General features: G+C 69.0%; 18 protein-coding genes, 1 tRNA gene and 4 pseudogenes. 11 read left to right on the forward strand and 12 right to left on the reverse strand.

Translation table 11 applies throughout. The features are described 5' to 3' along the window. Positions 1–15: 15 nt before the first annotated feature. A complete protein-coding gene (locus ABFX81_RS08365; protein WP_086844295.1) occupies positions 16–528 on the reverse strand; it encodes a phosphoribosyltransferase family protein in 513 nt (170 codons plus the stop codon). Positions 529–539: 11 nt separating this feature from the next. Then, the gene (gene dcd, locus ABFX81_RS08370) at positions 540–1,115 is read right to left on the reverse strand and encodes a dCTP deaminase (protein WP_086844296.1); all 576 of its coding nucleotides are present in this window, start codon (positions 1,113–1,115) and stop codon (positions 540–542) included. A gap of 527 nt (positions 1,116–1,642) precedes the next feature. Between dcd and ABFX81_RS08375 the strand changes: the two genes are divergently transcribed. Further along, positions 1,643–1,716 (forward strand) — tRNA-Gly (locus ABFX81_RS08375). 163 nt (positions 1,717–1,879) lie between these two features. On the opposite strand, the pseudogene ABFX81_RS08380 reads toward ABFX81_RS08375, so the two are convergent. Continuing rightward, a pseudogene (locus ABFX81_RS08380) lies at positions 1,880–2,173 on the reverse strand (tyrosine-type recombinase/integrase); the annotation flags it as partial. Between the two features lie 113 nt (positions 2,174–2,286). On the opposite strand from ABFX81_RS08380, the pseudogene ABFX81_RS08385 reads away from it, so the two are divergent. The 3 genes and pseudogenes from ABFX81_RS08385 to ABFX81_RS08395 form a co-directional block, all read left to right on the forward strand. After that, a pseudogene (locus tag ABFX81_RS08385) lies at positions 2,287–2,457 on the forward strand (transposase); the annotation flags it as partial. A gap of 108 nt (positions 2,458–2,565) precedes the next feature. After that, positions 2,566–3,933 carry a cytochrome P450 gene (locus tag ABFX81_RS08390; protein ID WP_086844298.1) on the forward strand — a complete coding sequence of 456 codons (1,368 nt, stop codon included), beginning with the start codon at positions 2,566–2,568 and terminating at the stop codon, positions 3,931–3,933. Between the two features lie 185 nt (positions 3,934–4,118). Beyond that, a complete protein-coding gene (locus ABFX81_RS08395; protein ID WP_086844317.1) occupies positions 4,119–4,859 on the forward strand; it encodes a methyltransferase domain-containing protein in 741 nt (246 codons plus the stop codon). 596 nt (positions 4,860–5,455) lie between these two features. Here the strand turns inward: ABFX81_RS08395 and ABFX81_RS08400 are convergent. From ABFX81_RS08400 to ABFX81_RS08415, 4 genes are all read right to left on the reverse strand, one after another. Continuing rightward, complete coding sequence (locus ABFX81_RS08400; RefSeq protein WP_086844300.1) at positions 5,456–5,644, reverse strand: hypothetical protein; 189 nt, start codon at positions 5,642–5,644, stop codon at positions 5,456–5,458. A gap of 129 nt (positions 5,645–5,773) precedes the next feature. Next, positions 5,774–6,073, reverse strand: a complete 300-nt coding sequence (locus ABFX81_RS08405; protein WP_346137846.1) for a hypothetical protein — start codon at positions 6,071–6,073, stop codon at positions 5,774–5,776. After that, positions 6,070–6,546: a hypothetical protein gene (locus tag ABFX81_RS08410; protein WP_346137847.1), complete on the reverse strand. Its 477-nt coding sequence runs from the start codon at positions 6,544–6,546 to the stop codon at positions 6,070–6,072. The genes ABFX81_RS08405 and ABFX81_RS08410 overlap by 4 nt, the downstream gene beginning before the upstream one ends. A 66-nt stretch (positions 6,547–6,612) precedes the next feature. Beyond that, positions 6,613–7,905, reverse strand: a complete 1,293-nt coding sequence (locus tag ABFX81_RS08415) for a hypothetical protein (protein ID WP_346137848.1) — start codon at positions 7,903–7,905, stop codon at positions 6,613–6,615. Between the two features lie 712 nt (positions 7,906–8,617). On the opposite strand from ABFX81_RS08415, the gene ABFX81_RS08420 reads away from it, so the two are divergent. From ABFX81_RS08420 to ABFX81_RS08440, 5 genes are all read left to right on the forward strand, one after another. Then, positions 8,618–10,576, forward strand: a complete 1,959-nt coding sequence (locus ABFX81_RS08420; protein WP_086844302.1) for an APC family permease — start codon at positions 8,618–8,620, stop codon at positions 10,574–10,576. A 679-nt stretch (positions 10,577–11,255) separates the two neighbouring features. Beyond that, positions 11,256–11,345 carry a K(+)-transporting ATPase subunit F gene (gene kdpF / locus ABFX81_RS08425; protein ID WP_086844305.1) on the forward strand — a complete coding sequence of 30 codons (90 nt, stop codon included), beginning with the start codon at positions 11,256–11,258 and terminating at the stop codon, positions 11,343–11,345. 5 nt (positions 11,346–11,350) lie between these two features. Further along, positions 11,351–13,015 (forward strand): potassium-transporting ATPase subunit KdpA, encoded by a 1,665-nt coding sequence (gene kdpA / locus ABFX81_RS08430; RefSeq protein WP_086844321.1) that lies wholly within the window; start codon positions 11,351–11,353, stop codon positions 13,013–13,015. Further along, positions 13,012–15,141: a potassium-transporting ATPase subunit KdpB gene (gene kdpB, locus ABFX81_RS08435; RefSeq protein ID WP_346137850.1), complete on the forward strand. Its 2,130-nt coding sequence runs from the start codon at positions 13,012–13,014 to the stop codon at positions 15,139–15,141. The genes kdpA and kdpB overlap by 4 nt, the downstream gene beginning before the upstream one ends. A 5-nt stretch (positions 15,142–15,146) precedes the next feature. After that, a complete protein-coding gene (locus tag ABFX81_RS08440; RefSeq protein WP_086844309.1) occupies positions 15,147–15,779 on the forward strand; it encodes a potassium-transporting ATPase subunit C in 633 nt (210 codons plus the stop codon). A 449-nt stretch (positions 15,780–16,228) separates the two neighbouring features. On the opposite strand, the gene ABFX81_RS08445 is transcribed toward ABFX81_RS08440, so the two are convergent. The 4 genes from ABFX81_RS08445 to ABFX81_RS08460 form a co-directional block, all read right to left on the reverse strand. Beyond that, entirely contained in the window at positions 16,229–17,047 is an 819-nt protein-coding gene (locus tag ABFX81_RS08445) for an ABC transporter permease (protein WP_346137851.1), read from the reverse strand. Beyond that, positions 17,044–18,036 carry an ATP-binding cassette domain-containing protein gene (locus ABFX81_RS08450; RefSeq protein ID WP_346137852.1) on the reverse strand — a complete coding sequence of 331 codons (993 nt, stop codon included), beginning with the start codon at positions 18,034–18,036 and terminating at the stop codon, positions 17,044–17,046. The genes ABFX81_RS08445 and ABFX81_RS08450 overlap by 4 nt, the downstream gene beginning before the upstream one ends. A 60-nt stretch (positions 18,037–18,096) precedes the next feature. Continuing rightward, positions 18,097–18,945 carry a DUF4097 family beta strand repeat-containing protein gene (locus ABFX81_RS08455; protein ID WP_086841595.1) on the reverse strand — a complete coding sequence of 283 codons (849 nt, stop codon included), beginning with the start codon at positions 18,943–18,945 and terminating at the stop codon, positions 18,097–18,099. Between the two features lie 83 nt (positions 18,946–19,028). Further along, positions 19,029–19,547 carry a toxin-antitoxin system HicB family antitoxin gene (locus tag ABFX81_RS08460; RefSeq protein ID WP_086841593.1) on the reverse strand — a complete coding sequence of 173 codons (519 nt, stop codon included), beginning with the start codon at positions 19,545–19,547 and terminating at the stop codon, positions 19,029–19,031. A gap of 561 nt (positions 19,548–20,108) precedes the next feature. Between ABFX81_RS08460 and ABFX81_RS08465 the strand changes: the two genes are divergently transcribed. Beyond that, the gene (locus ABFX81_RS08465; protein WP_086841591.1) at positions 20,109–20,633 is read left to right on the forward strand and encodes a GtrA domain-containing protein; all 525 of its coding nucleotides are present in this window, start codon (positions 20,109–20,111) and stop codon (positions 20,631–20,633) included. 84 nt (positions 20,634–20,717) lie between these two features. On the opposite strand, the pseudogene ABFX81_RS08470 reads toward ABFX81_RS08465, so the two are convergent. Further along, positions 20,718–20,996 (reverse strand): annotated as a pseudogene (locus tag ABFX81_RS08470) (hypothetical protein); the annotation flags it as partial. 316 nt (positions 20,997–21,312) lie between these two features. On the opposite strand from ABFX81_RS08470, the pseudogene ABFX81_RS08480 reads away from it, so the two are divergent. Then, positions 21,313–21,502, forward strand: a pseudogene (locus ABFX81_RS08480) (ATP-binding protein); the annotation flags it as partial. Between the last annotated feature and the right edge of the window lie 9 nt (positions 21,503–21,511).

Below are 21,511 nucleotides of genomic sequence, written 5' to 3' on the forward strand. Positions count from 1 at the left end.
CCTCTCGGAGTGGTGTCAGGCGTCGAGCACCTGGTCGGGCCGCCGCACCACGGGCGGCTCCACGGACCACGGGAAGTTGATCCACTCGTCGGTCCGCTTCCACACGTACTCGCACTTCACGAGCGACTGGGACTTCTCGTAGACGACGGCGCTGCGCACCTCGGCGACGGTGTCGAGGCAGAAGTCGCGGACCAGCTTGAGCGTCTTGCCGGTGTCGGCGACGTCGTCGGTGATCAGCACCTTCTTCTCGGAGAAGTCGATCACGTTGGGGACGGGAGCGAGCATGACGGGCATGTCGAGGGTCGTCCCCACGCCCGTGTAGAACTCCACGTTCACGAGGTGGATGTTCTTGCAGTCGAGGGCGTAGGCGAGCCCACCGGCCACGAAGACGCCGCCGCGGGCAATGCTGAGCACTATGTCGGGCTCGTACCCGTCGTCGGCGATGGTCTGCGCGAGCTCGCGCACGGCGACGCCGAACTGCTCGTAGGTCAGGTTCTCCCGAACGCCACTCGTGCTTTCGTCGCTCATGCTCGGGTCACTCACACCTGGGTCCGATGGAAGTTGAGGAAGGACCGGGAAGCGGTCGGCCCCCGCTGCCCCTGGTACCGCGACCCGTACCGCTCGCTCCCGTACGGGAAGTCGGCGGGCGAGCTCAGCTTGAACATGCACAGCTGCCCGATCTTCATGCCCGGCCACAGCTTGATGGGCAGGGTGGCGAGGTTGGACAGCTCAAGGGTCACGTGCCCGCTGAACCCGGGATCGATGAAACCGGCCGTCGAATGCGTGACCAGCCCGAGCCGCCCCAGCGAACTCTTGCCCTCCAGCCGGGAGGCGAGATCGTCGGGCAGCGAGATGACCTCGTAGGTACTGGCGAGGACGAACTCCCCGGGATGCAGGATGAACGGCTCGTCCCCCTCCGGCTCGACGAGCCGGGTCAGATCGGCCTGCTCGACCGAGGGGTCGATGTGCGGGTACCGGTGATTCTCGAACACCCGGAAGTAGCGGTCGAGCCGCACGTCGATGCTCGACGGCTGGACCATCGCGTCGTCATAGGGATCGATCCGTACCCGCCCGGCGTCGATCTCGGCCCGGATGTCCTTGTCTGAGAGAAGCACGCCCCGAGGATACGCAAGGCGCGCGGAGCGACCACAACCGGACGTCTCCGCGCGCCTGCCTGCGTGCTTGTGGCGGGCCGTGCCGCTACCGCGCCTACCGCTTCTCGTAGCTCACGGGCACCACGCTCCGGAGCCGCGCACATCGCGGACACCGAAGCAGCCGACCGGGGCCGAGCCGCTCGGCCTGCTGCATCGGGAACGAAGCGGTGGTGAACACGTGCCCATCCGCACAACGGACGACGGTGCGCTCCATCAAGTCCAAGAGTCCCTTCCCCAAGAGCCGCGTCCGGCTACTGCTTGCCTGACGACAAAAGCCACAGTACGGGATCAAAGGGACGGCCCTGCAGGCGGCACTCCGGTCCCGTCCGGGCCCTCGCCCGCGCCCCCACCGTACGCCCCAACTCCGGTCACCCGCAGCCCGATCCCGCCCCCTGAAACGCGCGGAGGCCTCACGGTTTGAACACCGGAGGCCTGGCATGAGGTAGAGTGAGCGGGCATTCGGACACCGACTCCGGTCGGCGTCTTACGCGGGTGTAGTTTAATGGTAGAACATCAGCTTCCCAAGCTGAGAGCGCGAGTTCGATTCTCGTCACCCGCTCCACGACTAAGGCCCAGGTCAGAGACCCGGGCCTTTTTGCTGTCCGTGGTGATCAGCGGTCGCGTGCCAGATTCGTGCCGAAGGCTTGTCAGGCTTCTTCTCCACACGGGCAGCGGCACGAGCCTTCCGAACCGTCGCGTCCAGCCCGGCGGCGGCTTCCTCCCTAGAACCGGAAGCCCTCCGGCATACCGACGATCTCACGCGCCTTCCGACATCTCCGCACGAAGGTGCTACACCGGAAGGGCGCGCCTTTCTCGCCGACGAAGAGGAGCCCATCGGGGCCCGACTCGGCATAGCTCTCCAGGTGCCGGCGGAACTCCCGACGGAGGAACGCGGGAAGAATCACACTCCGCGTTCAGGCCTCGGACTTGGTGTCGCCCTGGACCCGCCGCCCGTTCATCCGCTCCGGCTCCTTACCGGACCCCTTGATCCGGCACGGATTGCGTGTGATCAGCTCGTCGAACGAGCCACCCGCTCCGGCCAGCGCCCTCTGCCAAGGCCACAGCAGAGGGCGCCAATGGACGGGGCAGGGTCCTGCGGGCTCGGTCCTCAGCATGTGGGCTGTGGGTGCCCAGCGAACGGTTGGGCCGACGGCGTTGGGGGATCGAGCGGACCTTCTCGTGGCTGTGCGGCTACCGCCGACTCAGCCCCCGCTATGGACGAGATCCCCGCAACTACCTCGCCTTTCTCGGCCTCGCCGCAGCAGTCTGCCGCTACACACGCCTCGTCCGCCTCACCAAGTAGGACACCGTCTCGTCCCAGGTGGCGCAGGACACGTTCTCGACAGGATTGCGCTGGCGAAAGATCAGGGAAGTCATAGGGGTGCCCAAGATTGACGTGAAGGGATGACCCGTGACGTCCACTGCGCCTCCCCCCATACCTCGGGCCGCAGGATCGTTCCCGTTCATCGGCCACGCTCTGAAAATGCGCGACAACCTCGGCTTCATCGACTCGCTGCGCGAGACACGGGAACCACTCGTCGAGATCGTCCTGCAACCCGGGACGCGCACCGTCGTGGTCCAGGACCCGGCCCTGATCCACCAGATGCTCAAGGCCCTGGCGCCCACCCTCGACAAGGGCCGGCTCTACGACAAGCTGGGCCAACTGCTGGGCGACAGTGTCGTCACCGCCACCGGCCGGACTCACGTACGCAAACGTCGCCAGGTGCAACCGGCGTTCGCCCACACCGAGATCAGCCGGTACGTCGACATCATGCGCGCCGAGGTGACGGCCACAGTCGCCGGCTGGGAGCCCGGGCGGCCCCTCGACGTACGCGAGGCGATGGTCGGGCTGAGCCTCGGCATGCTGGCCAAGACGGTGTTCTCCGGCAGCCTCGACGACGCCGTCTTCCGACGGCTGCGCAGCGACCTGTCGGTGGTGATGAACGACGTCGGTGTGCGCATGATGCTGCCCGACTGGGCCGAGCGCCTGCCGCTGCCCTTCAACCGCCGCTTCGACCGGGCCCGGGCCGGCGTACGCGCCACCATCAACACCGCCGTCGACGAACTGCAGGCCTCCGGGCACGACACCGGGGACATGCTCTCCATGCTGCTGCGGGCCGTCGACGAGGAGACCGGCGAGCCGCTGACCGGGGACCAGATCTGCTCCGAGATCCTCACCCTGGCCGTGGCGGGCACCGAGACCACCGCGTCGGTGATGTCCTGGACCCTGTACGAACTCGCCCGCCACCCCGGCATCGAGGCCCGGGTCCTGGCCGAGCTGGACGAGGTCCTCGGCGAACGGCCGGTCGCCTTCGACGACGTGACCCGGCTGCCGTACCTGAACCGGGTGATCACCGAGACCCTGCGGCTGCACCACCCCGGCTGGCTGGTCACCCGCCGTACCACCGAGGAGACCCGGCTCGGCGAGTGGACGCTGCCCGCCGGCACCGAACTGGCCTACTGCCAGCACGCCCTGCACCGCGACCCCGAGCGCTTCCCCGACCCGCTCACCTTCGACCCGGACCGGTGGAACGACGCCGCGCAGGAGCTTCCGCCGGGCGCGTTCCTGCCCTTCGGGGAGGGCAAGCACAAGTGCATGGGGGACCGTTTCGCCCTCACCGAGATGGTCACGGCGCTCGCGACGATGCTGCGCTCGGTACGGCTGGAACTCGCCGAGGGCCAGGTCGTCCGCCAGGTCGCCCGGCTCACCGTGCGGCCGCGCGCGCTGCGGATGACCGTCCGCCCCCGGAACCGTCCCCGAGCGGGGGTCGGCCTTTAGCACTCCAGTTGCAGTTTGGTCTTCCCCCAGGTCAGCGCTGCAACAGTCCGCCAGTAAGCGCAGCGTCCCAGGCTGAGAGCGCGAGTTCGATTCTCGTCACCCGCTCCAGAGTCCGTTGATCCGGGGTGTGGTGTGACTCGGCCGAGGCCGTGGAAAGTCGACGACAAGATGTGGAGTGGCCGCCCGTGACGAGCAGTGAACTGTGGACCCGCGCGACCGCTGACCGCTATGACGCCGAGGAGACCGAAATGTCCTCGGCTGCCGTTCTCGGACCGACGCTCGACTTCCTCGCCGAGCTCGCCGGAGACGGCCGGGCGCTGGAGTTCGCCATCGGAACCGGACGAGTGGGCGTCCCGCTCCGGGAACGCGGCGTGCCGGTAGCGGGCATCGAACTGTCCCAGCACATGACAGCGGTTCTGCGGCGCAAGGTCGACGAGAGCACGCTTCCGGTAGCCATCGGGGACATGGCCACCACCGTAGTCCCCGGCGAGTTCACCCTGGTCTATCTCGTCTACAACACCATCACGAACCTGCTCACGCAGGACGAGCAGGTCGAGTGCTTTCGCAACGCCGCACGTCATCTGGAGCCCGGCGGCCGATTCGTCATCGAGCTGGGCGTGCCGCCGCTGCGGTTCCTGCCGCCCGGCCAGGTCGCGGTACCGTTCGACGTCTCCGAGCAGCATCTCGGCTTCGACACGTTTGACCTGGTGGAGCAGATTCTCGTCTCCCACCACTTCACCCGCGACGGCGACGACGGCCGCTACCGTCGCGGCCAGTCCCGGCACCGGTACGCCTGGCCCGCAGAGCTCGACCTGATGGCACGGATCGCTGGGCTCGAGCTGGAACGTCGCGTCGCGGACTGGGACGGGGCGCCGTTCACCCAGGACTCCGCGAAGCACATCTCCGTGTGGCGCAAGCCAACTTGAGGTCGGCCACCGCGCTGTCATGTAAGCGGCACCTGTCCTGAAACGCGGATGTCGTCGCGTCTCTCCCGACGGATCCGCAATCAGGGAACGGGCTTCCCGGAGTCCGGCCTTCGACGGGAAGCGGTCGAGGCCGGCCGAGTCCCGCGCGTGCGCGAATGTCTCCCGGCTCAGTTGCCCCAGGATCGGCCTGACCACCGTGACAGCCGACTTGCGCGTCACAGATCTCCATGAGGGCGCGGAGACGGCCGTCGGGTCGCGGACCGGGAGGACCATGAGGCCCCGGCCGGAAACTGCAGCCGCGCGAAGTTCGCTCCCCGCGACCGGAACAGGACCCAGGCCGGGACCGAGCGGGAAACTGGCCGACGTCGCGGCGGCCGTTCCTGGCGTCGCCCGCCTCACCGCCGTGCCGGGAAGCCGCCCGATCAAGGTGCAGCACCATGACGATCCGCCCAGCCGCCACATCGAGGTCCAGCTCGCGGTCGCCCCCGGACACCATCCACTGGAAGTCGCCGGCGCCGCCCTGGGCGGGAGCAGCCGCCTCCGACACTCCCGGCACGGTCACCGCCGCCGTCCTCATCACGGGAACCGCGCCCTGGTCAGTCAGAGTGTCGCCGCCTCAGCACTCTCCGGATGAGCAGGAAGGCCGCAAGAGCGATCAGCACAATCCCCAGGAGGATCAACACTGTCCCGAGGACGATCAGGACCGTCCCAACCAGGATCAAGACCGCCCCCACCAGGATCAACGTCGTCCCGATGATGAGAAGAAGCAGCGCGAGGACGGTCATGGTGGCCTCCTGTCCCCCTCCTGACTCTTGCTCGTTCCTGACCCCATTGCAAACGACTCCGAGAGAAACACCCGGTGCGGAACGAGTACGCGCCTGACCACCCGCGGACAGCTCAGAGCGAGGTTCGGGCTATTGCACGTCCACGAAGTCGCCGGTCGCCTTGACGGCCGGGGTGGTGGAGGTCCCTGCGAAGTTCCAGCGCCAGTAGCCGTCTTCGGAGGCGGTGGCCGTGGTCGTCAGGTTGCCGGTGCTGGAGGTGTACACGGTCTTGATGGTCGCGTAGGTCGTAGTGCCGGCCTTGCGGAACTGGAGCCTGACCGGCTGGTTGGTGTAACCCCGGTAATCGAGATTGTCCCAGTCGGCCCGGGTGAGCCTGCCGGTGACGGTGAGGGTCTTGCCCCTGGAAATCGGTTCCGGGCCCGCGTTCACGGTGAGGTTGGACTGCCGCTGCAGACGGGAAGTGGTGTAGCTCGCCGATTGGGTCCAGCTGTCGTCATGCCGGCATGGGCGTTGGTGAGCGCGGTGCCGCCGTACTTCCATTCCGGTTCGAGGGAGATCGTCTGCGAGCAGGTGGAGGTGGTGGCGCTGGAGGCGACGCAGTCCGCGTGGGAGTAGTACTGGTTCGACACGATGCGGTCGTCGTAGGTCTCGTAGGGGTTCGCACCGTCCGGTCCGCGCCACAGGACGAAGTCCGCGTCCTGGATGCCCGACGGGTGGGTGAAGGTCCCTGAAACCGTGATCGTCTTGGCGTAGAGACCGACCACGATGTTCTTGCCACCGTCGAAGGTGACGTCGGTGATCTGGACGTCGGTCTGGGTCTCGTCGCCGTAGGCACCGGGGGCGGCGAAGCCGGCCAGCGCGGCGACGGCACTGAGCACAGCAAAGGCAGCGCGCTTGCGCATGTATCTCCTTCACAGAGTGAAAAGTGGGAACCCGCCGAGCGGGAGCAGCGGGGCGGTCGAAGCCCGTCAGGGACCGGTGACCGACTTGATCGTGTACGGGAAGCTCTCCTGCTGCCAGATCACCGTGAACCGGGAGGTCGGGCGGGTGTCGACCTGGGGTACCCGGCCGTCCGACGTGAGTGTCTTCACGGTGCCGAAGGTGCCGGAACGGCTGATCAGGCGGGCGCCGGACTTGGTGTAGCTGTAGGGGGGCGTCGACTTGGGGACGACCGTGTGGAAGACCAGCATGCCGTCGCCGTCGTCGTCGAGGGCCAGGTCGGGGCGGTCGCCGGGACCCAGGCTGGTGACGGCGCCCCGGGTACCGGCCGCGGAGAGGCGGCGGCCGAGCAGCTCGAGCTTGCCGCTGCTGTAGCGGGTCCACACGATCATCGAGTCGCCGTCGAGGTCGGTCGCGAGGGCGTGGTGGAAGCCCACGTTGTCCGTGGAGGCCGAGATGCGCAGGGGAGCCGCCAGGGTGCCGGTGCGGCTCCAGCGAGAGGCCCAGACCTGCGAGACGGAGCCGCCGCCGGAGTGGTAGGTGATGACCGCGTCGCCGTCCCGGTCCACGCCGACCCGCACCATGCCGAAACCGCCGTACGACGCGATGGGCGACGTGAGCACCTTCGTCGAGGAGACGGACGTCGACGTGATCCGCCTGGCCACGACGTCCGAGCCGCGCGCCCAGGCGACGACGAACTGGCCGTTGCGGTCGACGCCGATGGCCGGTTTCTCGGCCGAGCCCGAGCCGAGGGTGATGGCCGCGCCGACCGTCCCGTCGAGCTTGAGGCGGCGGGCGACCGTGTACCAGCTTCCGTCGCGGATCTCCGTCCACGCCGCCATCGCGGTGCCGCCCGGGGTCACGGCGACCACCGGGGTGGTCGCGGGCGCCGAGGTGGACAGCTTCTGAAGCGGTCCGACGAGGCTGCCGGAGGCCGAGAGCCGGCGGCCCACGACCTGGCTGTCCTGCTGCCAGACCACCGCCGAGTCGCCGGTGTCGTCGGAGGCGGCCTCCGGCCAGGACGGCGCGGCACCGTCGGGTGACAGGGTGCGGATCGCTGTCACCGTACCGCTCGCGGTCTTCACTCTGGCCTGGATCCGGTAATAGCAGCCCGGCGTCGACAGGTCGCAGGCGTTCCAGGCCAGCAGGGCGTCGCCCTGCCGGTCGACCGACACCGTGGGGGAATCGTCAGGGGTCCAGCCCGAGGCCGACACGTTCCACGTCGACGTCCACGCCGCCTCGGCGTTCATGGCCATCGTCGCGGTGACCGCGATTCCGGCCGCCGCGGCGACGGAACACCCGGCAAGAACACGACGCTTCACCGAACGCCGATGACGTGATGCACGCAGAGCCACCCTCATCCCCCACTTCCCGTGACTTGAGCACAGCCGCCACAGGCCGCCCCCAAACACCCAGCGCACCTGCATGCTCAAACGTCACATGCGTACGGACGGGGCAGGGGCTACCCGGGCACCGGCCTGGTCACCCCGCACCGCCGCGAGCGCGGCCAGGCGGACGAGCCCGAGGTCGTAGGCGAAGATCACGGCCTGGATCCTCTGCCCTATGCTCCTGCGACGGCGCCTTCCGGCCAGCGACCGCTGCTGGAGCTCGGACGACCGTCAGCCGCCGAGCGGGACTCTCCGCCCCTCGGAGCCCGCGTCGCGCCCAGAGCGTGCCCGTGGGCGCAGAAGGCTACGGGCACCAGCGGTGCAATCCAACTCACACAACCACCCCAATGACCAGACATCTTCGCTGGTCGGAGCCCTGAAGCTGCCCAAGCGCCGTCGCTGCCCCGTGACCCGCGTGCTCCGCCGACCGGGTGTCATCCCGTCCCGTGGAAACTCGGCCAGCCACTGTCGGCACGTAAGTCCCGCCGTCGGCTGGCTCATACGTGCCTCGGTACTGGGTGGCGGGGCCGGGAGGCCGCATACTCGGTGATCGTTGCGGTGCCGTCAGGGCGGTGGCTGCCGCGACCGATTCGGTGGTCGGACAAGGAAGGGCATGGGGGACATGAGTGGTGGCAACCGGCCGATAATGCCGGAGTCGGTGGACAGTCCAGCTCTGCGGACACCGCCGACGAGCAAGGCGGCGCGGTGGCTGCTGCGTCACCAGGTGCAGCCGGTCGGGCCGGCAGCCGGTGAGAGTCATGCCGAGCAGCACGCCTGGTGGAAGGTGATGTGCCTGACCGGCGTCGACTACTTCTCCAGCCTGGCCTACGTGCCGGCGATCGCCGCTCTGGCCGCCGGGGCCGTCTCTCCTCTGGCGACGCTGCTGATCGTGGCGTTGACGTTGCTGGGGATGCTGCCGATGTACCGGAAGGTGGCCAAGGAGAGCCCGCACGGCGCCGGATCGGTCGCCATGCTGGAGGATCTGCTGCCGTTCTGGTGGGGCAAGCTGTTCGTTCTGGTCCTGCTCGGGTTCGTGGCCACCTCGTGGATCATCACCATCACGTTGTCCACGGCGGACGCCTCCGTACACGTGGTGGAGAACCCCTTCTTCCCCGCCGCGCTCCACGGCCACGAAGTCGCCCTGACCGTGGCACTGCTGCTGATCCTGGGAGGTGTTTTCCTCCTCGGGTTCAGTGAGGCGGTCAGTGTCGCCATCCCGCTGGTCGCCGTCTTCCTGGCGCTCAACGCGGTCGTCATCGGCGTCGGCCTGGTCCATGTGTTCACGACGGACGGCGCACTGTCGGCCTGGACCGACGCGCTCGTCGACGGCGGAGGCGGCTTCGGTGACCTTGCCGGTCCGGCGCTGCTGGCCTTCCCGCTGCTGGTGCTGGGCCTGTCGGGCTTCGAGACCGGTGTGAGCATGATGCCGCTCGTGGCGGCCGAGGGTGCCGACGCCGAGCAGCGGCTGCGCTCGCGGATCCGCAACGCCCGCCGGCTTCTGACCACGGCCGCTGTGATCATGAGCGTGTATCTGCTGTCCGCCAGTTTCGTGACCACCGTCCTCATTCCGGAGAAGGAGTTCGAGCCCGGTGGTGCGGCCAACGGCCGGGCGCTGGCCTGGCTGGCCCACGAGCATGTCAGTGAGGCGTTCGGCACCGCCTACGACATCAGCACCATCCTCATCCTGTGGTTCGCCGGCGCTTCCGCCATGGCCGGGTTGATCAACATCGTGCCCCGCTACCTGCCCGACTACGGCATGGCCCCCGAGTGGGGACGCGCGGTGCGTCCGGTCGTCATCGTCTACACCGCCCTGTGCATCCTGATCACCATTGCCTTCGACGCCGACGTCGACGCCCAGGCCGGTGCCTACGCCACCGGGATCCTGGCGATGATGGTCTCCGGAGCCTTCGCCGTGACCGTCTTCATGGCACGCAACCGTCGGCGCGCGAGCACCGTCGGCTTCGCCCTGCTCACCGCGGTCCTGCTCTACGCCCTCGTGGCCAACATCGTCGACAAGCCCGACGGCATCGCCATCTCCGGCTTCTTCATCCTGGGCATCATCATCGTGTCGCTGATCTCCCGCGTCTCGCGGACCACCGAACTGCGCGCCGACCGCATCGTCTTCGACGAGGCCGCCCGCCGGTTCATCGCCGACACCCTCGCCCACGACGAGTCCATCAACATCATCGCCAACCGCCGCCAGGCCGGCGACCTCGCCGAGTACAGCGCCAAGGAACGCGAGCAGCGCGGCACCAACCCGGTACCGGGCCCCGCTGACGTGCTCTTCCTGGAGATCGACGTGGTCGACCCGTCCGACTTCAGCGAAACCCTCACCGTCCACGGCGTCGAAGTCGACGGCTACCGCATCCTGCGCGCCGAGGCGCCGGCCGCCCCCAATGCCATCGCCGCCATCCTTCTCGCCCTGCGCAACGCCACCGGCGTGCGGCCGCAGTGCTACTTCGCCTGGGCCGAAGGCAGCCCCCTCGTGCACATGATCCGTTACTTCCTCCTCGGCCGCGGTGACACCGCCCCGGTCACCCGCGAGATCATCCGCAGCAACGAACCCGCCCCCGACCGCCGCCCCGGTATTCACGTCGGCGGCTGAACCTGTGACCTCCGCCTGGAAACACGGCAGAACGTCGACCGAAAAGGGAGCGGGCATGATGAGGGATTCCGACGACCCTGCCGCGTTCTCCGGCGCCTCTCTCATCGAGATGATCTACCGGCCCTGAAGCCCCGGCCGACTGGGTCAAGACACCATGGGCGCCGGACCCAAGGAGCAGAGCGCAGGAAGGGCGTGAGGAGCACCTCGACGCTCACTCCAGGCCGGAGGCCCCTGAACACGGCGCGGGCGGTCTCACGCTCCACGCGCTGCGAGACGCGGCGCATGGCGGTCACACCGCACAGCAGCAGGCCGTCGGCGGCGGACTTCCGCGCACCCTCGTCCAGGCGGAACCACAGCTGCGGATGGCGCACCAGAACCCTCGGGGTCGATCTCGACGCGGCCTCCCAGAGCGTCCCGTAGCAGGAGCCGCTGGGAGACGCCGTCCACGCAGCGGACCGATACCAGCCGACGCCGCGTCAGAGTTCCGTCAAGGCCGTGGGTCCCGCCGTAAGAGAGCCGTCAAGGGCGGACCCGGTCCGGACGCGGAGGCGCTTTCCTCGAATCGTCCGTTTCACCGAACCTCACTCCAGGAGTTCGCGATGGCCGATCTGGCCTTCGTCGTCACAGTGCTCGCGGGTTTCGCGCTGGTGGCTCTCGTCGCCAAGGGGGTGACGAAGCTGTGACCACCGAGAACATCGTCGGCCTGGTCGTGGCCGTCTCCCTGCTGGGCTATCTCGTCCTCGCCCTGGTCTTCCCGGAGAGGTTCTGAGGGTGATGGGTCCCGTCCTCGCCGGCGTGCTCCAGTTGCTCGCACTCATAGCCGCGCTGACTCTCGCCTACATCCCCCTTGGCACCTACATGGCCAGGGTCTACTCCTCCGACAAGCACTGGCGCGTCGAGAAGTGGGTCTACAAGGGCATCGGTGCCGACCCCGACACCGAGATGACGTGGTCCGCGTACCTGCGCGGTGTGCTCGCCTTCTCGGCCGCCGGTGTCCTGTTCCTCTATCTGCTGATGCGGCTCCAGGGCGTCCTGCCCGGTTCGCTCGGGTTCTCCTCGGTCAACCCGGCGCAGTCGTTCAACACGGCCGTGTCGTTCGTGACCAACACCAACTGGCAGTCGTACTACGGCGAACAGACCATGGGGCACGTCGTGCAGACCGCCGGTCTCGCCGTGCAGAACTTCGTCTCCGCGGCCGTCGGCATGGCCGTCGCGGTCGCTCTCGTACGCGGGTTCGCGCGGTCCCGTACCGGTGAGCTCGGCAACTTCTGGTCCGACCTGGTGCGCGGCACCCTGCGGATCCTGGTGCCGGCGGCGGCGATCGCCGCGATCGTGCTGGTGGCGTGCGGTGTGATCCAGAACTTCTCCGGCATTCACGAGGTCGGACAGTTCATGGGCGGCTCGCAGCAGTGGAACGGCGGCGCGGTCGCCTCGCAGGAGGCCATCAAGGAGGTGGGCACGAACGGCGGCGGGTACTTCAACGCCAACTCCGCCCACCCCTTCGAGAACCCGACACCCTTCACCAATCTCTTCGAGATCTTCCTGATCCTGGTGATCCCGTTCGCGTTGACCCGCACCTTCGGTGTCATGGTCGGCTCGGTCAAGCAGGGGTACGCGATCCTCGCCACGATGGCCACCATCTGGCTGGGCTTCGTGGCCCTGATGATGTGGACCGAGTTCGCCCACCACGGCCCGGCGCTCCAGGCCGCGGGCGGGGCGTACGAGGGCAAGGAGGTCCGCTTCGGCGTCGGCGCGTCCTCCATCTTCGCGGTGTCGACCACGCTCACCTCGACCGGCGCGGTGGACTCCTTCCACTCCTCCTTCACCGGCCTCGGCGGCGGCATCACGATGCTCGGCATGATGCTGGGCGAGATCGCGCCCGGCGGTGTGGGCTCCGGCCTCTACGGCATGCTGGTCATGGCGGTCATCGCGGTGTTCATCGCCGGCCTGATGGTCGGCCGTACGCCCGAGTACCTGGGCAAGAAGATCGGCACCCGCGAGATCAAGCTGGCCGCCTGCTACATACTCATCACGCCGGCGCTGGTGCTCGTCTTCACCGCCTTCTCCATGGCCCTGCCGACCCCGCCGCACTCGATGCTGAATGCGGGCGCGCACGGCTTCTCCGAGGTGCTCTACGCCTTCACGTCCGCGTCGAACAACAACGGCTCGGCCTTCGCCGGACTGAACGCGAACACCGACTGGTTCAACACCATGACCGGACTCGCGATGCTGCTGGGCCGCTTCCTGCCCATGGTGTTCGTGCTGGCGCTGGCCGGCTCGCTCGCCGAGCAGAAGCCGGTGCCCGTGACCGCGGGCACCCTGCGCACCGAGAAGCCGCTGTTCACCGGCCTGCTGGTGGGCGCGATCCTGATCATCACCGGTCTCACCTACTTCCCCGCCCTCGCGCTGGGCCCGCTCGCCGAGGGGCTGGCGTCATGACCACCCGTACAGAGATGCAAGAGGACTCCATGTCCACCGCCACCGCTCCCACCCGGGCGCCGCACAGCGATGTACCCACCGGGCACAAGGAGGGCCGGGTCGGCGCCGGCCCCTTCGACCCCAGGCAGCTCGTGAAGTCGCTGCCGGACGCCTTCCGCAAGCTCGACCCGCGGGTGATGGTCAAGTCGCCCGTCATGTTCGTCGTGCTGGTCGGCTCCGTGCTGACCACGGTGTTCTCCCTCAAGGACCCGGGCGACTGGTTCGGCTGGACCATCAGCGCCTGGCTCTGGCTGACCGTGGTCTTCGCCAACCTGGCCGAGGCGGTCGCCGAGGGCCGCGGCAAGGCGCAGGCCGACACCCTGCGCAAGGCCAAGACCGACACCGTCGCCCGCCGTCTCGTGCGGGACACCGAAGAGCGGGTGCCGGGTACGGAGCTGTGCGTCGGCGACCTGGTGGTGTGCGAGGCCGGTGACATCATCCCGGGCGACGGGGACGTCGTCGAGGGTGTCGCGTCGGTCGACGAGTCGGCGATCACCGGTGAATCGGCCCCGGTCATCCGCGAGTCCGGCGGCGACCGCTCGTCCGTCACCGGCGGCACGAAGGTCCTGTCCGACCGAATCGTCATCAAGATCACGACGAAGCCGGGTGAGACCTTCATCGACCGGATGATCAACCTGGTCGAGGGCGCCGCACGGCAGAAGACGCCCAACGAGATCGCCCTGAACATCCTGCTGGCGTCGCTCACCATCGTCTTCCTGCTCGCGGTGGCCACGCTGCCGCCGTTCGCCGACTACGCGGGCACCCACCTGACGATGGTCGTGCTGATCGCTCTGCTGGTCTGCCTGATACCGACCACCATCGGCGCACTGCTGTCCGCGATCGGCATCGCCGGCATGGACCGGCTGGTGCAGCGCAACGTGCTGGCCATGTCGGGCCGGGCGATCGAGGCCGCCGGTGACGTCTCCACCCTGCTCCTCGACAAGACCGGCACCATCACCCTCGGCAACCGGCAGGCCGCCGAGTTCATCCCGGTGGGCGGCACGACGGAGGCGGATGTCGCGGATGCGGCCCAGCTGTCGTCACTGGCCGACGAGACGCCCGAGGGCCGCTCGGTCGTCGTCCTGGCCAAGGAGGAGTACGGGCTGCGCGAGCGCCACCAGGGCGAGCTCGTCGGCGCCGAGTGGATCGCGTTCACCGCGCAGACCCGGATGTCGGGCGTCGACGTCGACGGCCGCAAGATCCGCAAGGGAGCCACGGCCTCGGTCATCGCCTGGGTCGGGGAGCAAAGCGGCACGGTCGCGGAAGACGCCGACCGGATCGCGCAGCGCGTTTCCGAGGCGGGCGGGACCCCGCTGCTGGTCGCGGTGGACGACGAGCGGGGCGCCCGCGTCCTGGGCGTCATCCACCTCAAGGACGTCGTCAAGGACGGCATGCGCGAGCGGTTCGAGGAACTGCGCCGCATGGGCATCAAGACCGTCATGATCACGGGCGACAACCCGCTGACCGCCAAGGCGATCGCCGCGGAAGCAGGCGTCGACGACTTCCTCGCCGAGGCCACCCCCGAGGACAAGATTGCCCTCATCAAGCGCGAGCAGGCGGGCGGCAAGCTCGTCGCGATGACCGGCGACGGCACCAACGACGCCCCGGCCCTCGCCCAGGCCGACGTCGGCGTGGCGATGAACACGGGCACGTCGGCCGCGAAGGAGGCCGGCAACATGGTCGACCTCGACTCGAACCCGACCAAGCTCATCGAGATCGTCGAGATCGGCAAGCAACTCCTCATCACCAGAGGCGCGTTGACGACGTTCTCCATAGCCAACGACGTCGCCAAGTACTTCGCGATCATCCCGGCGCTGTTCGCCGCGGTCCACCCGGGCCTGAACAAGCTCAACATCATGGGCCTGGCCTCGCCGGACTCCGCGATCCTGTCGGCCGTGATCTTCAACGCGCTGATCATCATCGCGCTGGTGCCCCTGTCCCTGAAGGGCGTGCGGTACCGGCCGGTCAGCGCGGACCGCCTGCTGCGGCGGAACCTCACGATCTACGGCCTGGGCGGCCTGATCGCCCCGTTCATCGGCATCAAGCTCATCGACCTGCTCATCTCTCTCATCCCCGGGATCGGCTGACCGCCATGAACAACTCCGTTGTGAACACCGCCCGGTTGCTCGGAGCGGGACTGCGCGCCCTCCTCGTACTGACCCTGGTCACCGGCGTCATCTACCCGCTGGTCGTCACCGGCATCGCCCAGGGGCTGTTCCCCGGCAAGGCGAACGGCTCCGAGATCCGGGCGGACGGCAGGGTCGTCGGCTCGTCCCTCATCGGGCAACAGGGCTACAGCCTGGACTACTTCCAGCCGCGCCCGGCGAACGGACTCGGCGAGAACTCGGTCAACACCCAGTACAAACTGATCCTCTCGGGCGCCACCAACCTGTCCGCCGACAGCGACAAGCTCGTCAAGTCGGTGGAGGAGGCCAAGGCGAAGGTGGTCGAGGACACCTCCACCGCCGGCCACGAGGTCAGGCCCTCCCAGGTCCCGGCCGACGCCGTGACGTCCTCGGGCTCCGGCCTCGACCCGGACATCTCCCCGGCCTACGCCTACCTCCAGGTCCGCCGCGTCGCCGAGCGCAACGGCCTGACCGTCGCCCAGGTGCGGAAGCTCGTCGACGACCACACCGAGGGTCGCACTCTCGGTTTCATCGGCGAGCCCCGGGTCAACGTGCTCGAACTCAACATCGCGCTCAAGGACCTCATGGCCAAGGGCTGACGAGCTGAAGGAGCAGGAGCCGACGGAGACGAGGACCTTCCTCCTCCGTCGGCTTCCGCCACCGTGAAGTCCGTACAACAGGAGAGGCACACACCCATGACCCGGGTGCTCGTGGTGGAGGACGAACCGCAGCTCGTACGGGCGTCCTGCCTGGTGTGGACGGTCTTGTCGACACCAATCACCACGAGATCCTTCAGGCCAGGGACTTCCTCACGCTGGTGGACCGTTGCCCCGGATGGGACTGGCGTCGCCAACCGAGCACAGACCTCCAACAGACCGGCTTACGTCGGCATCCGGTCGCCGAAAGTACAGCGCGAGTTCCTGCCGACGGTGCGGGCGGTCGCGGGTCCGGCAGGCGGCGGACAACTCCGATGGGGCGGCGTACGCCGACGCGGTGTCGGAGTATGCCGCCCTCCAGCGGGACGAACTGCCGGAGGCAGTCCGCGCGGTCACTTCGGGTCGCGGTTGAACACCGCCTTGGACCAGCGGTAGCCGAGCGCCGCCAGGCCCAGGCACCACACGATGGTGATCCACCAGTTGTTGCCGATCTCGGTGCCGAGCAGCAGTCCGCGCAGCGTCTCGATGGCGGGCGTGAACGGCTGGTACTGGGCGATCGGCTGGAACCAGCCCGGCATCGCGTCGACCGGGACGAAGGCGCTGGAGATGAGCGGCAGGAAGACCAGCGGCAGCGCGTTGTTGCTGGCTGCCTCGGCGCTGGGGCTGACCATGCCCATCCCGACCGCGATCCAGGTGAACGCCAGGGCGAACAGCGCGAGCAGTCCGAACGCCGCGATCCACTCCAGGACCGTGGCATCCGTGGAGCGGAAGCCGATGGCCACGCCGACGGCACCGACGAGAGTCACGCTGATGACCGACTGCACCACGCTGCTGATGACGTGTCCGATGAGCACGGAACCGCGGTGGATCGCCATCGTGCGGAAGCGGGCGATGATGCCCTCGGTCATGTCCATGGAGACGGACACCGCGGTGCCGACCAGGGTGCCGCCGATGGTCATCAGCAGGATGCCCGGGACGAGATACGCGATGTACTCCGAGCGGTCGGCGCCGCCACCGCCGATGCCCGCGCTCATCACGTCGCCGAAGACGTAGACGAACAACAGCAGCAGGACGATCGGTGTGAGCAGCAGGTTCAGGGTGAGGGACGGGTAGCGCCGCGCGTGCAGGAGGTTGCGGCGCAGCATCGTGGAGGAGTCGCGCAGGGCGAGAGAGAGCCGGGCCGGGCGGGCGGGAGTCAGAGGGGTGCTCATCGGACAGCCTCCTTGGACTGGTCGGTGCCGCCGGTCAGGGCGAAGAACACGTCGTCGAGGTCGGGAGAGTGCACGGTCAGCTCGTCGGCCTCGATGCCGGCGGAGTCCAGCCGGTCGAGGATGGAGCGCAGCTCGCGCTGGCTGCCGTCGCTGGGGATCTGCAGGGCGAGGGCTTCGTCGTCCCAGGTGACCTCGCCCAGCGCGGAGGTGGCTCGCTGGTATGCGGACGGGTCGGTGAAGCGCAGACGGACATGTCCGCCGGGGATCAGCCGCTTCAGCTCGTCGGCGGTGCCCTCGGCGGCGATCTTGCCGTCGTTCAGCACCGCGATGCGGTCGGCGAGCTCGTCGGCCTCCTCCAGGTACTGGGTGGTGAGGAAGACGGTGACCCCGTCGGAGACGAGTTCGCGGATGATCTGCCACATGTTGTGGCGGGAGCGCGGGTCGAGGCCGGTGGTCGGCTCGTCGAGGAAGATGATCCGCGGGTTGCCGACCAGGGTCATGGCGATGTCCAGGCGGCGCTTCATCCCGCCGGAATAGGTGGAGGCGGGCTTCTTCGCGGCCTCGGTGAGGTCGAACCGCTCCAGCAGCTCGGCGGCGACCCGCCGCCCCTCGCTCTTGGACAGATGGTGCAGGTCCGCCATGAGGAGCATGTTCTCCTCGCCGGTGATCAGCCCGTCGACGGCGGAGAACTGCCCGGTGACACCGATCGCGGCGCGTACCCCGTCCGGGGAGGTGGCGACGTCGTGGCCCGCGACTTGGGCCTGTCCGCCGTCGGCGGTGATGAGCGTGGAGAGGATCTTCACGACGGTGGTCTTGCCGGCGCCGTTGGGCCCGAGCAGCGCGAACACGGACCCGGCCGGAATGCGCAGATCGATTCCGTCGAGGACGGTCTTGTCGCCGTACGACTTGCGCAGACCGACGGTGGAGACGGCGGCCGACGACTGCGGACCGTCACCCCGCCTGGGCGTGGGCATGACAGATGAAGGCATGGGGCCCTCCGATCGAAGGCTGGAGTGAGTGGGAGAAGGGGCCGGTTGACGATGTGGTGCTCAGGCCCTGGCGCGGCGGACGTCGATGTTGCCGTACTTGGTGCGGGCGCGGACCTTGACCGTGTCCTCGGTCTGCTCCGGGCTCTCGGACGCGGTCAGCGTGTTGCGCACCTGGCCGGAGCCCGAGCTGACGTCGAGCCAGGCGGCCGTGCCCTCGCGGACGCCGACGTCGATGGCGCCGTAATTGGTCTCCAACTGGATGGTGCCGCGGGCCACTTCACCCACCCGCAGGGTGCCGTGGGCGGTGGTGGCGGTGAGCGAGTCCTCGGCGCGCCGGATCTCGATGTCGCCGTTGGCGCCGCTCACCCGCAGCTCGCCGGTCGCGGCGTCGACGGTCGTGGTGCCGTGCGAGTTCTTCAGGACTGCGGGGCCGTCGACGAGACCGACGCGCAGGCTGCCGGAACTGGTGGTGATCTCGGCCCTGCCCTCGATGCGGTCCACGGTGATCGAGCCGTGCGACGCGGTCAGCTGGAGCGGACCCGTCGTGTCGAGGCGGACGTCGCCGGACGAGGTCTTCACGCGGACCTCGCCGAGCCGGCCCTCGCCGAGCACCTGGGCCCAGGCGCCGGTCATGTCGATGCGCGAGTCCGCGGGCAGTTCGACCGTCACGTCGACGGTGCCGGTGCGGCCGAGCCCGAGCAGATTGCCCTTGGGGGTCCTGACGGTCAGTACGCCGCCCGCGTAGGTGACCTCGGTCTGCTCGGCCGCCCGTACGTCCAGGTCCTTCTTCGGGTCACGGGGCCGCACCTCGACGACGGTGTCGGGGCGGCCGCTCGCGGTGAACTGGATGGAACCGGCCTCCACGCGTGCGGTGACCGAGATCGGTTCGGGAGTGTCGAAAGAAGGCATGGCTGTCCCGTCCTCTTGAGTCCTTGGGTCGTCCCTGCTGGTGGGACGTGGTGGGGGTGAAGTGGTGCTGGTGGGGGGCGCGGCTAGCGCACCCAGCCCGTGAAGCTCTGCCCGACGGTCTGGGTCTTCTCCGTCGTACGCGGCCGGGCGCCGCCGTCGACCGCGGCCGACACGGCGCGCACCAGCCACGCGTTGACCGACAGGCCCTCGCGGCTCGCGGCCTCCTCGGCGCGGGCCTTGAGGTGGGCCGGCAGGCGTAGGTTGACGCGGGCGGTGCCGCCCTCGTCGCCGTCGGTCGGGGCCGGGGCCCTGAGAGGTTCGACGGGCGCGGCCGGCTCCGCGGGGGCCCCGCCGTCACTGGGCGGTGGTGTCACCACGAAGTCGGGGTCGAGTCCGCGCAGCCGTACGTCGACCGAGCCGGGGGCGAGTTCGCGGGTGATCTCGTCCATCGCGGCGGAGAGCACGTTGAGCATGGTCAGGCGGGTCGCCGACTCCAGGGGCGCGATGAGCCTCTCGGCCAGCTCTCGGGCTTCGTCGCCGCCGGCTTCGGCGGCCACCGCGAGTTCGCGGCGGAGGTTGTCGACATACGGGGTGAGGTCCATGACGCCATCATGGCACCGCAATGGCGCCACACGCAAGGCCGGGTGACACCTCACATGGGGCAGACTTGAAGACGATCGCTCTGAGCTGCGAGAACGTGGGTAGGGCGGCCCCGAGTCATTGTGGCGCCATGCACGCTCACGCGTTTCTGGGAGCGCGGAATGATGCCGGGTGACGCCGCCCGGCGCCACCGTGGCCCACGTGGCGCCATGCGGATGCCGCGAGAAGGTGACCCGCCAGCGGCATAGGGGCCCTCCGAGTCGCCGACGGGGCACGGTGTCGGCCCGAGCGAATCCCGGAGCGGTCCCGGTCCTGCATCAGCCGTCATTGACGCAGGCGGGTGCGCTGGCGTGCGCCACGGCCTCACCACGCCTGCGGCGACTGGCGAAGCTGTGGCGAGTGCCTGGCCTGCGCTTTCGCGACTGACGCCTCTCCGTGACGCCATTCAGGCTCGATATGACACCACTAATGTGCCATAGTGGCGCCACTGGCAGCGCACTCCTCGGCCGCGCAGGCCGAGGGGTGCGCGTTTTCGCGGAGTGAGCCATCAGAAGGGGCGGATCATGAAGACAGCACAGAGCCAGGAGCAGGCGGCGCCCGCCGCCTTAACCGCCTTCGCCCGCTTCGTGCTCTGCGGCGGCGGGGTGGGGATCATCTCCAGCTTCGCCGTGGCGGCCCTCGCCTCCTGGATTCCCTGGGTTCTGGCAAACGCCCTGATCACCGTGGTCTCCACGCTCCTCGCCACCGAGCTGCACGCCCGCTTCACCTTCGGCGCGGGCGGGCGCGCGACCTGGCGCCAGCATGCGCAATCGGCCGGGTCCGCGGCGGCCGCATACGCAGTGACGTGCGTGGCGATGCTTGTCCTGCAGCAGATGGTGGCGGCGCCCGGTGCGGTGCTGGAGCAGGTCGTCTACCTGTCCGCCTCCGCTCTCGCCGGTGTCGCGCGGTTCACGGTGCTGCGCCTCGTCGTCTTCACGCGGAACCGCGCGCAGGCCGCGCCCACCGTTCGCACCGCCCGTCCCGTGCACGCGACCGTGGCCCCCACCGCGGCCCCGGCAGGCCCCGCGGTGCTCAGCTACGCCGCCTGACTGGTCCACCGGGCGGCGTGCCGCGCGGGCCGTGGACGGGTTCGGACGCCCGGTCCCGCAGCCGTTTGCCCGTTGCGGACCGGACCCGAAGGTGGAGCGACGGAAGGGAGCACCCTTCTCTCGCACGAACAGCAGGCCGTCGCCCTCCTTTTCCGCGAACCACTGGAGGTGGCGACGCAGCTCCGGGAGCAAGAAGTCGTCGGCCTCCGCCTTGCCCGCGCCCTGGATACGGCAGGGGTTGCTGCGCAGGAGGTCGTCGTCGCCCGCCGTCTGAAGGATGGCCTTCAGCAGGCGGTACGACTTGGCCACCGTGGTGGCGCCGGTCTCCTTCAGGCGCTCTGCTCGCCACGTCGGGACGGGGGGCGATCCAGGCCAGCGAGCGTTCTGGAGCGGCAGGGGGTACGAGCCTCGGTATGGCGGCGGCAGTTCAGGCGGTGGGCCAGCCGCACAGGAGCACGGGGGCTGAGACGTGAAGCTCCTCGGCGATCATGACGAGATCGTCGACGTCGCATCGGCGCCGGGCGCGTTCGATGTGGGACAGCATGGTGTTGGACATCGGGTGGCCCAGCGCGGTGACGCGGCCGGCGAGCTGGCGTTGCGACAAGTCGCGTTCTGTGCGGACGACTTCGCGGGCGGGACTCGAACGCCACCGCGCCAAGGGCCTGCACGGGCCGATCAGATCGCCGAAGCAGGACGTCCCGGGCCCGGAGGCCCAGGCATCGCCGAGGGCCCGTCGCTGCTGATCGCCGACCCCACCGGCACCGGCAAGACCCCCCAAGCGTACGGCGCCATCCGCACCCTCCTCACCCGAGGCGTCCGCCTGCGCCGGGAAAGCAACCACCTCCGCCGACCTGCATGCGCGCCTGCGCCAAGCCACG

It is taken from the genome of Streptomyces coeruleofuscus (genome assembly GCF_039532725.1).
In the GTDB taxonomy this organism is placed as follows: Bacteria; Actinomycetota; Actinomycetes; order Streptomycetales; family Streptomycetaceae; genus Streptomyces; species Streptomyces coeruleofuscus.

Bases quoted from the DNA above. Each gene is read 5' to 3' on its own strand.
- ABFX81_RS08365 (WP_086844295.1), bottom strand. From the start codon at position 528: ATGAGCGACGAAAGCACGAGTGGCGTTCGGGAGAACCTGACCTACGAG.
- ABFX81_RS08400 (WP_086844300.1), bottom strand. From the start codon at position 5,644: ATGACCGTCCTCGCGCTGCTTCTTCTCATCATCGGGACGACGTTGATC.
- ABFX81_RS08410 (WP_346137847.1), bottom strand. From the start codon at position 6,546: ATGCGCAAGCGCGCTGCCTTTGCTGTGCTCAGTGCCGTCGCCGCGCTG.
- ABFX81_RS08420 (WP_086844302.1), top strand. From the start codon at position 8,618: ATGCCGGAGTCGGTGGACAGTCCAGCTCTGCGGACACCGCCGACGAGC.
- kdpA (WP_086844321.1), top strand. From the start codon at position 11,351: ATGGGTCCCGTCCTCGCCGGCGTGCTCCAGTTGCTCGCACTCATAGCC.
- kdpB (WP_346137850.1), top strand. From the start codon at position 13,012: ATGACCACCCGTACAGAGATGCAAGAGGACTCCATGTCCACCGCCACC.
- ABFX81_RS08440 (WP_086844309.1), top strand. From the start codon at position 15,147: ATGAACAACTCCGTTGTGAACACCGCCCGGTTGCTCGGAGCGGGACTG.
- ABFX81_RS08445 (WP_346137851.1), bottom strand. From the start codon at position 17,047: ATGAGCACCCCTCTGACTCCCGCCCGCCCGGCCCGGCTCTCTCTCGCC.
- ABFX81_RS08450 (WP_346137852.1), bottom strand. From the start codon at position 18,036: ATGCCTTCATCTGTCATGCCCACGCCCAGGCGGGGTGACGGTCCGCAG.
- ABFX81_RS08455 (WP_086841595.1), bottom strand. From the start codon at position 18,945: ATGCCTTCTTTCGACACTCCCGAACCGATCTCGGTCACCGCACGCGTG.
- ABFX81_RS08460 (WP_086841593.1), bottom strand. From the start codon at position 19,547: ATGGACCTCACCCCGTATGTCGACAACCTCCGCCGCGAACTCGCGGTG.
- ABFX81_RS08465 (WP_086841591.1), top strand. From the start codon at position 20,109: ATGAAGACAGCACAGAGCCAGGAGCAGGCGGCGCCCGCCGCCTTAACC.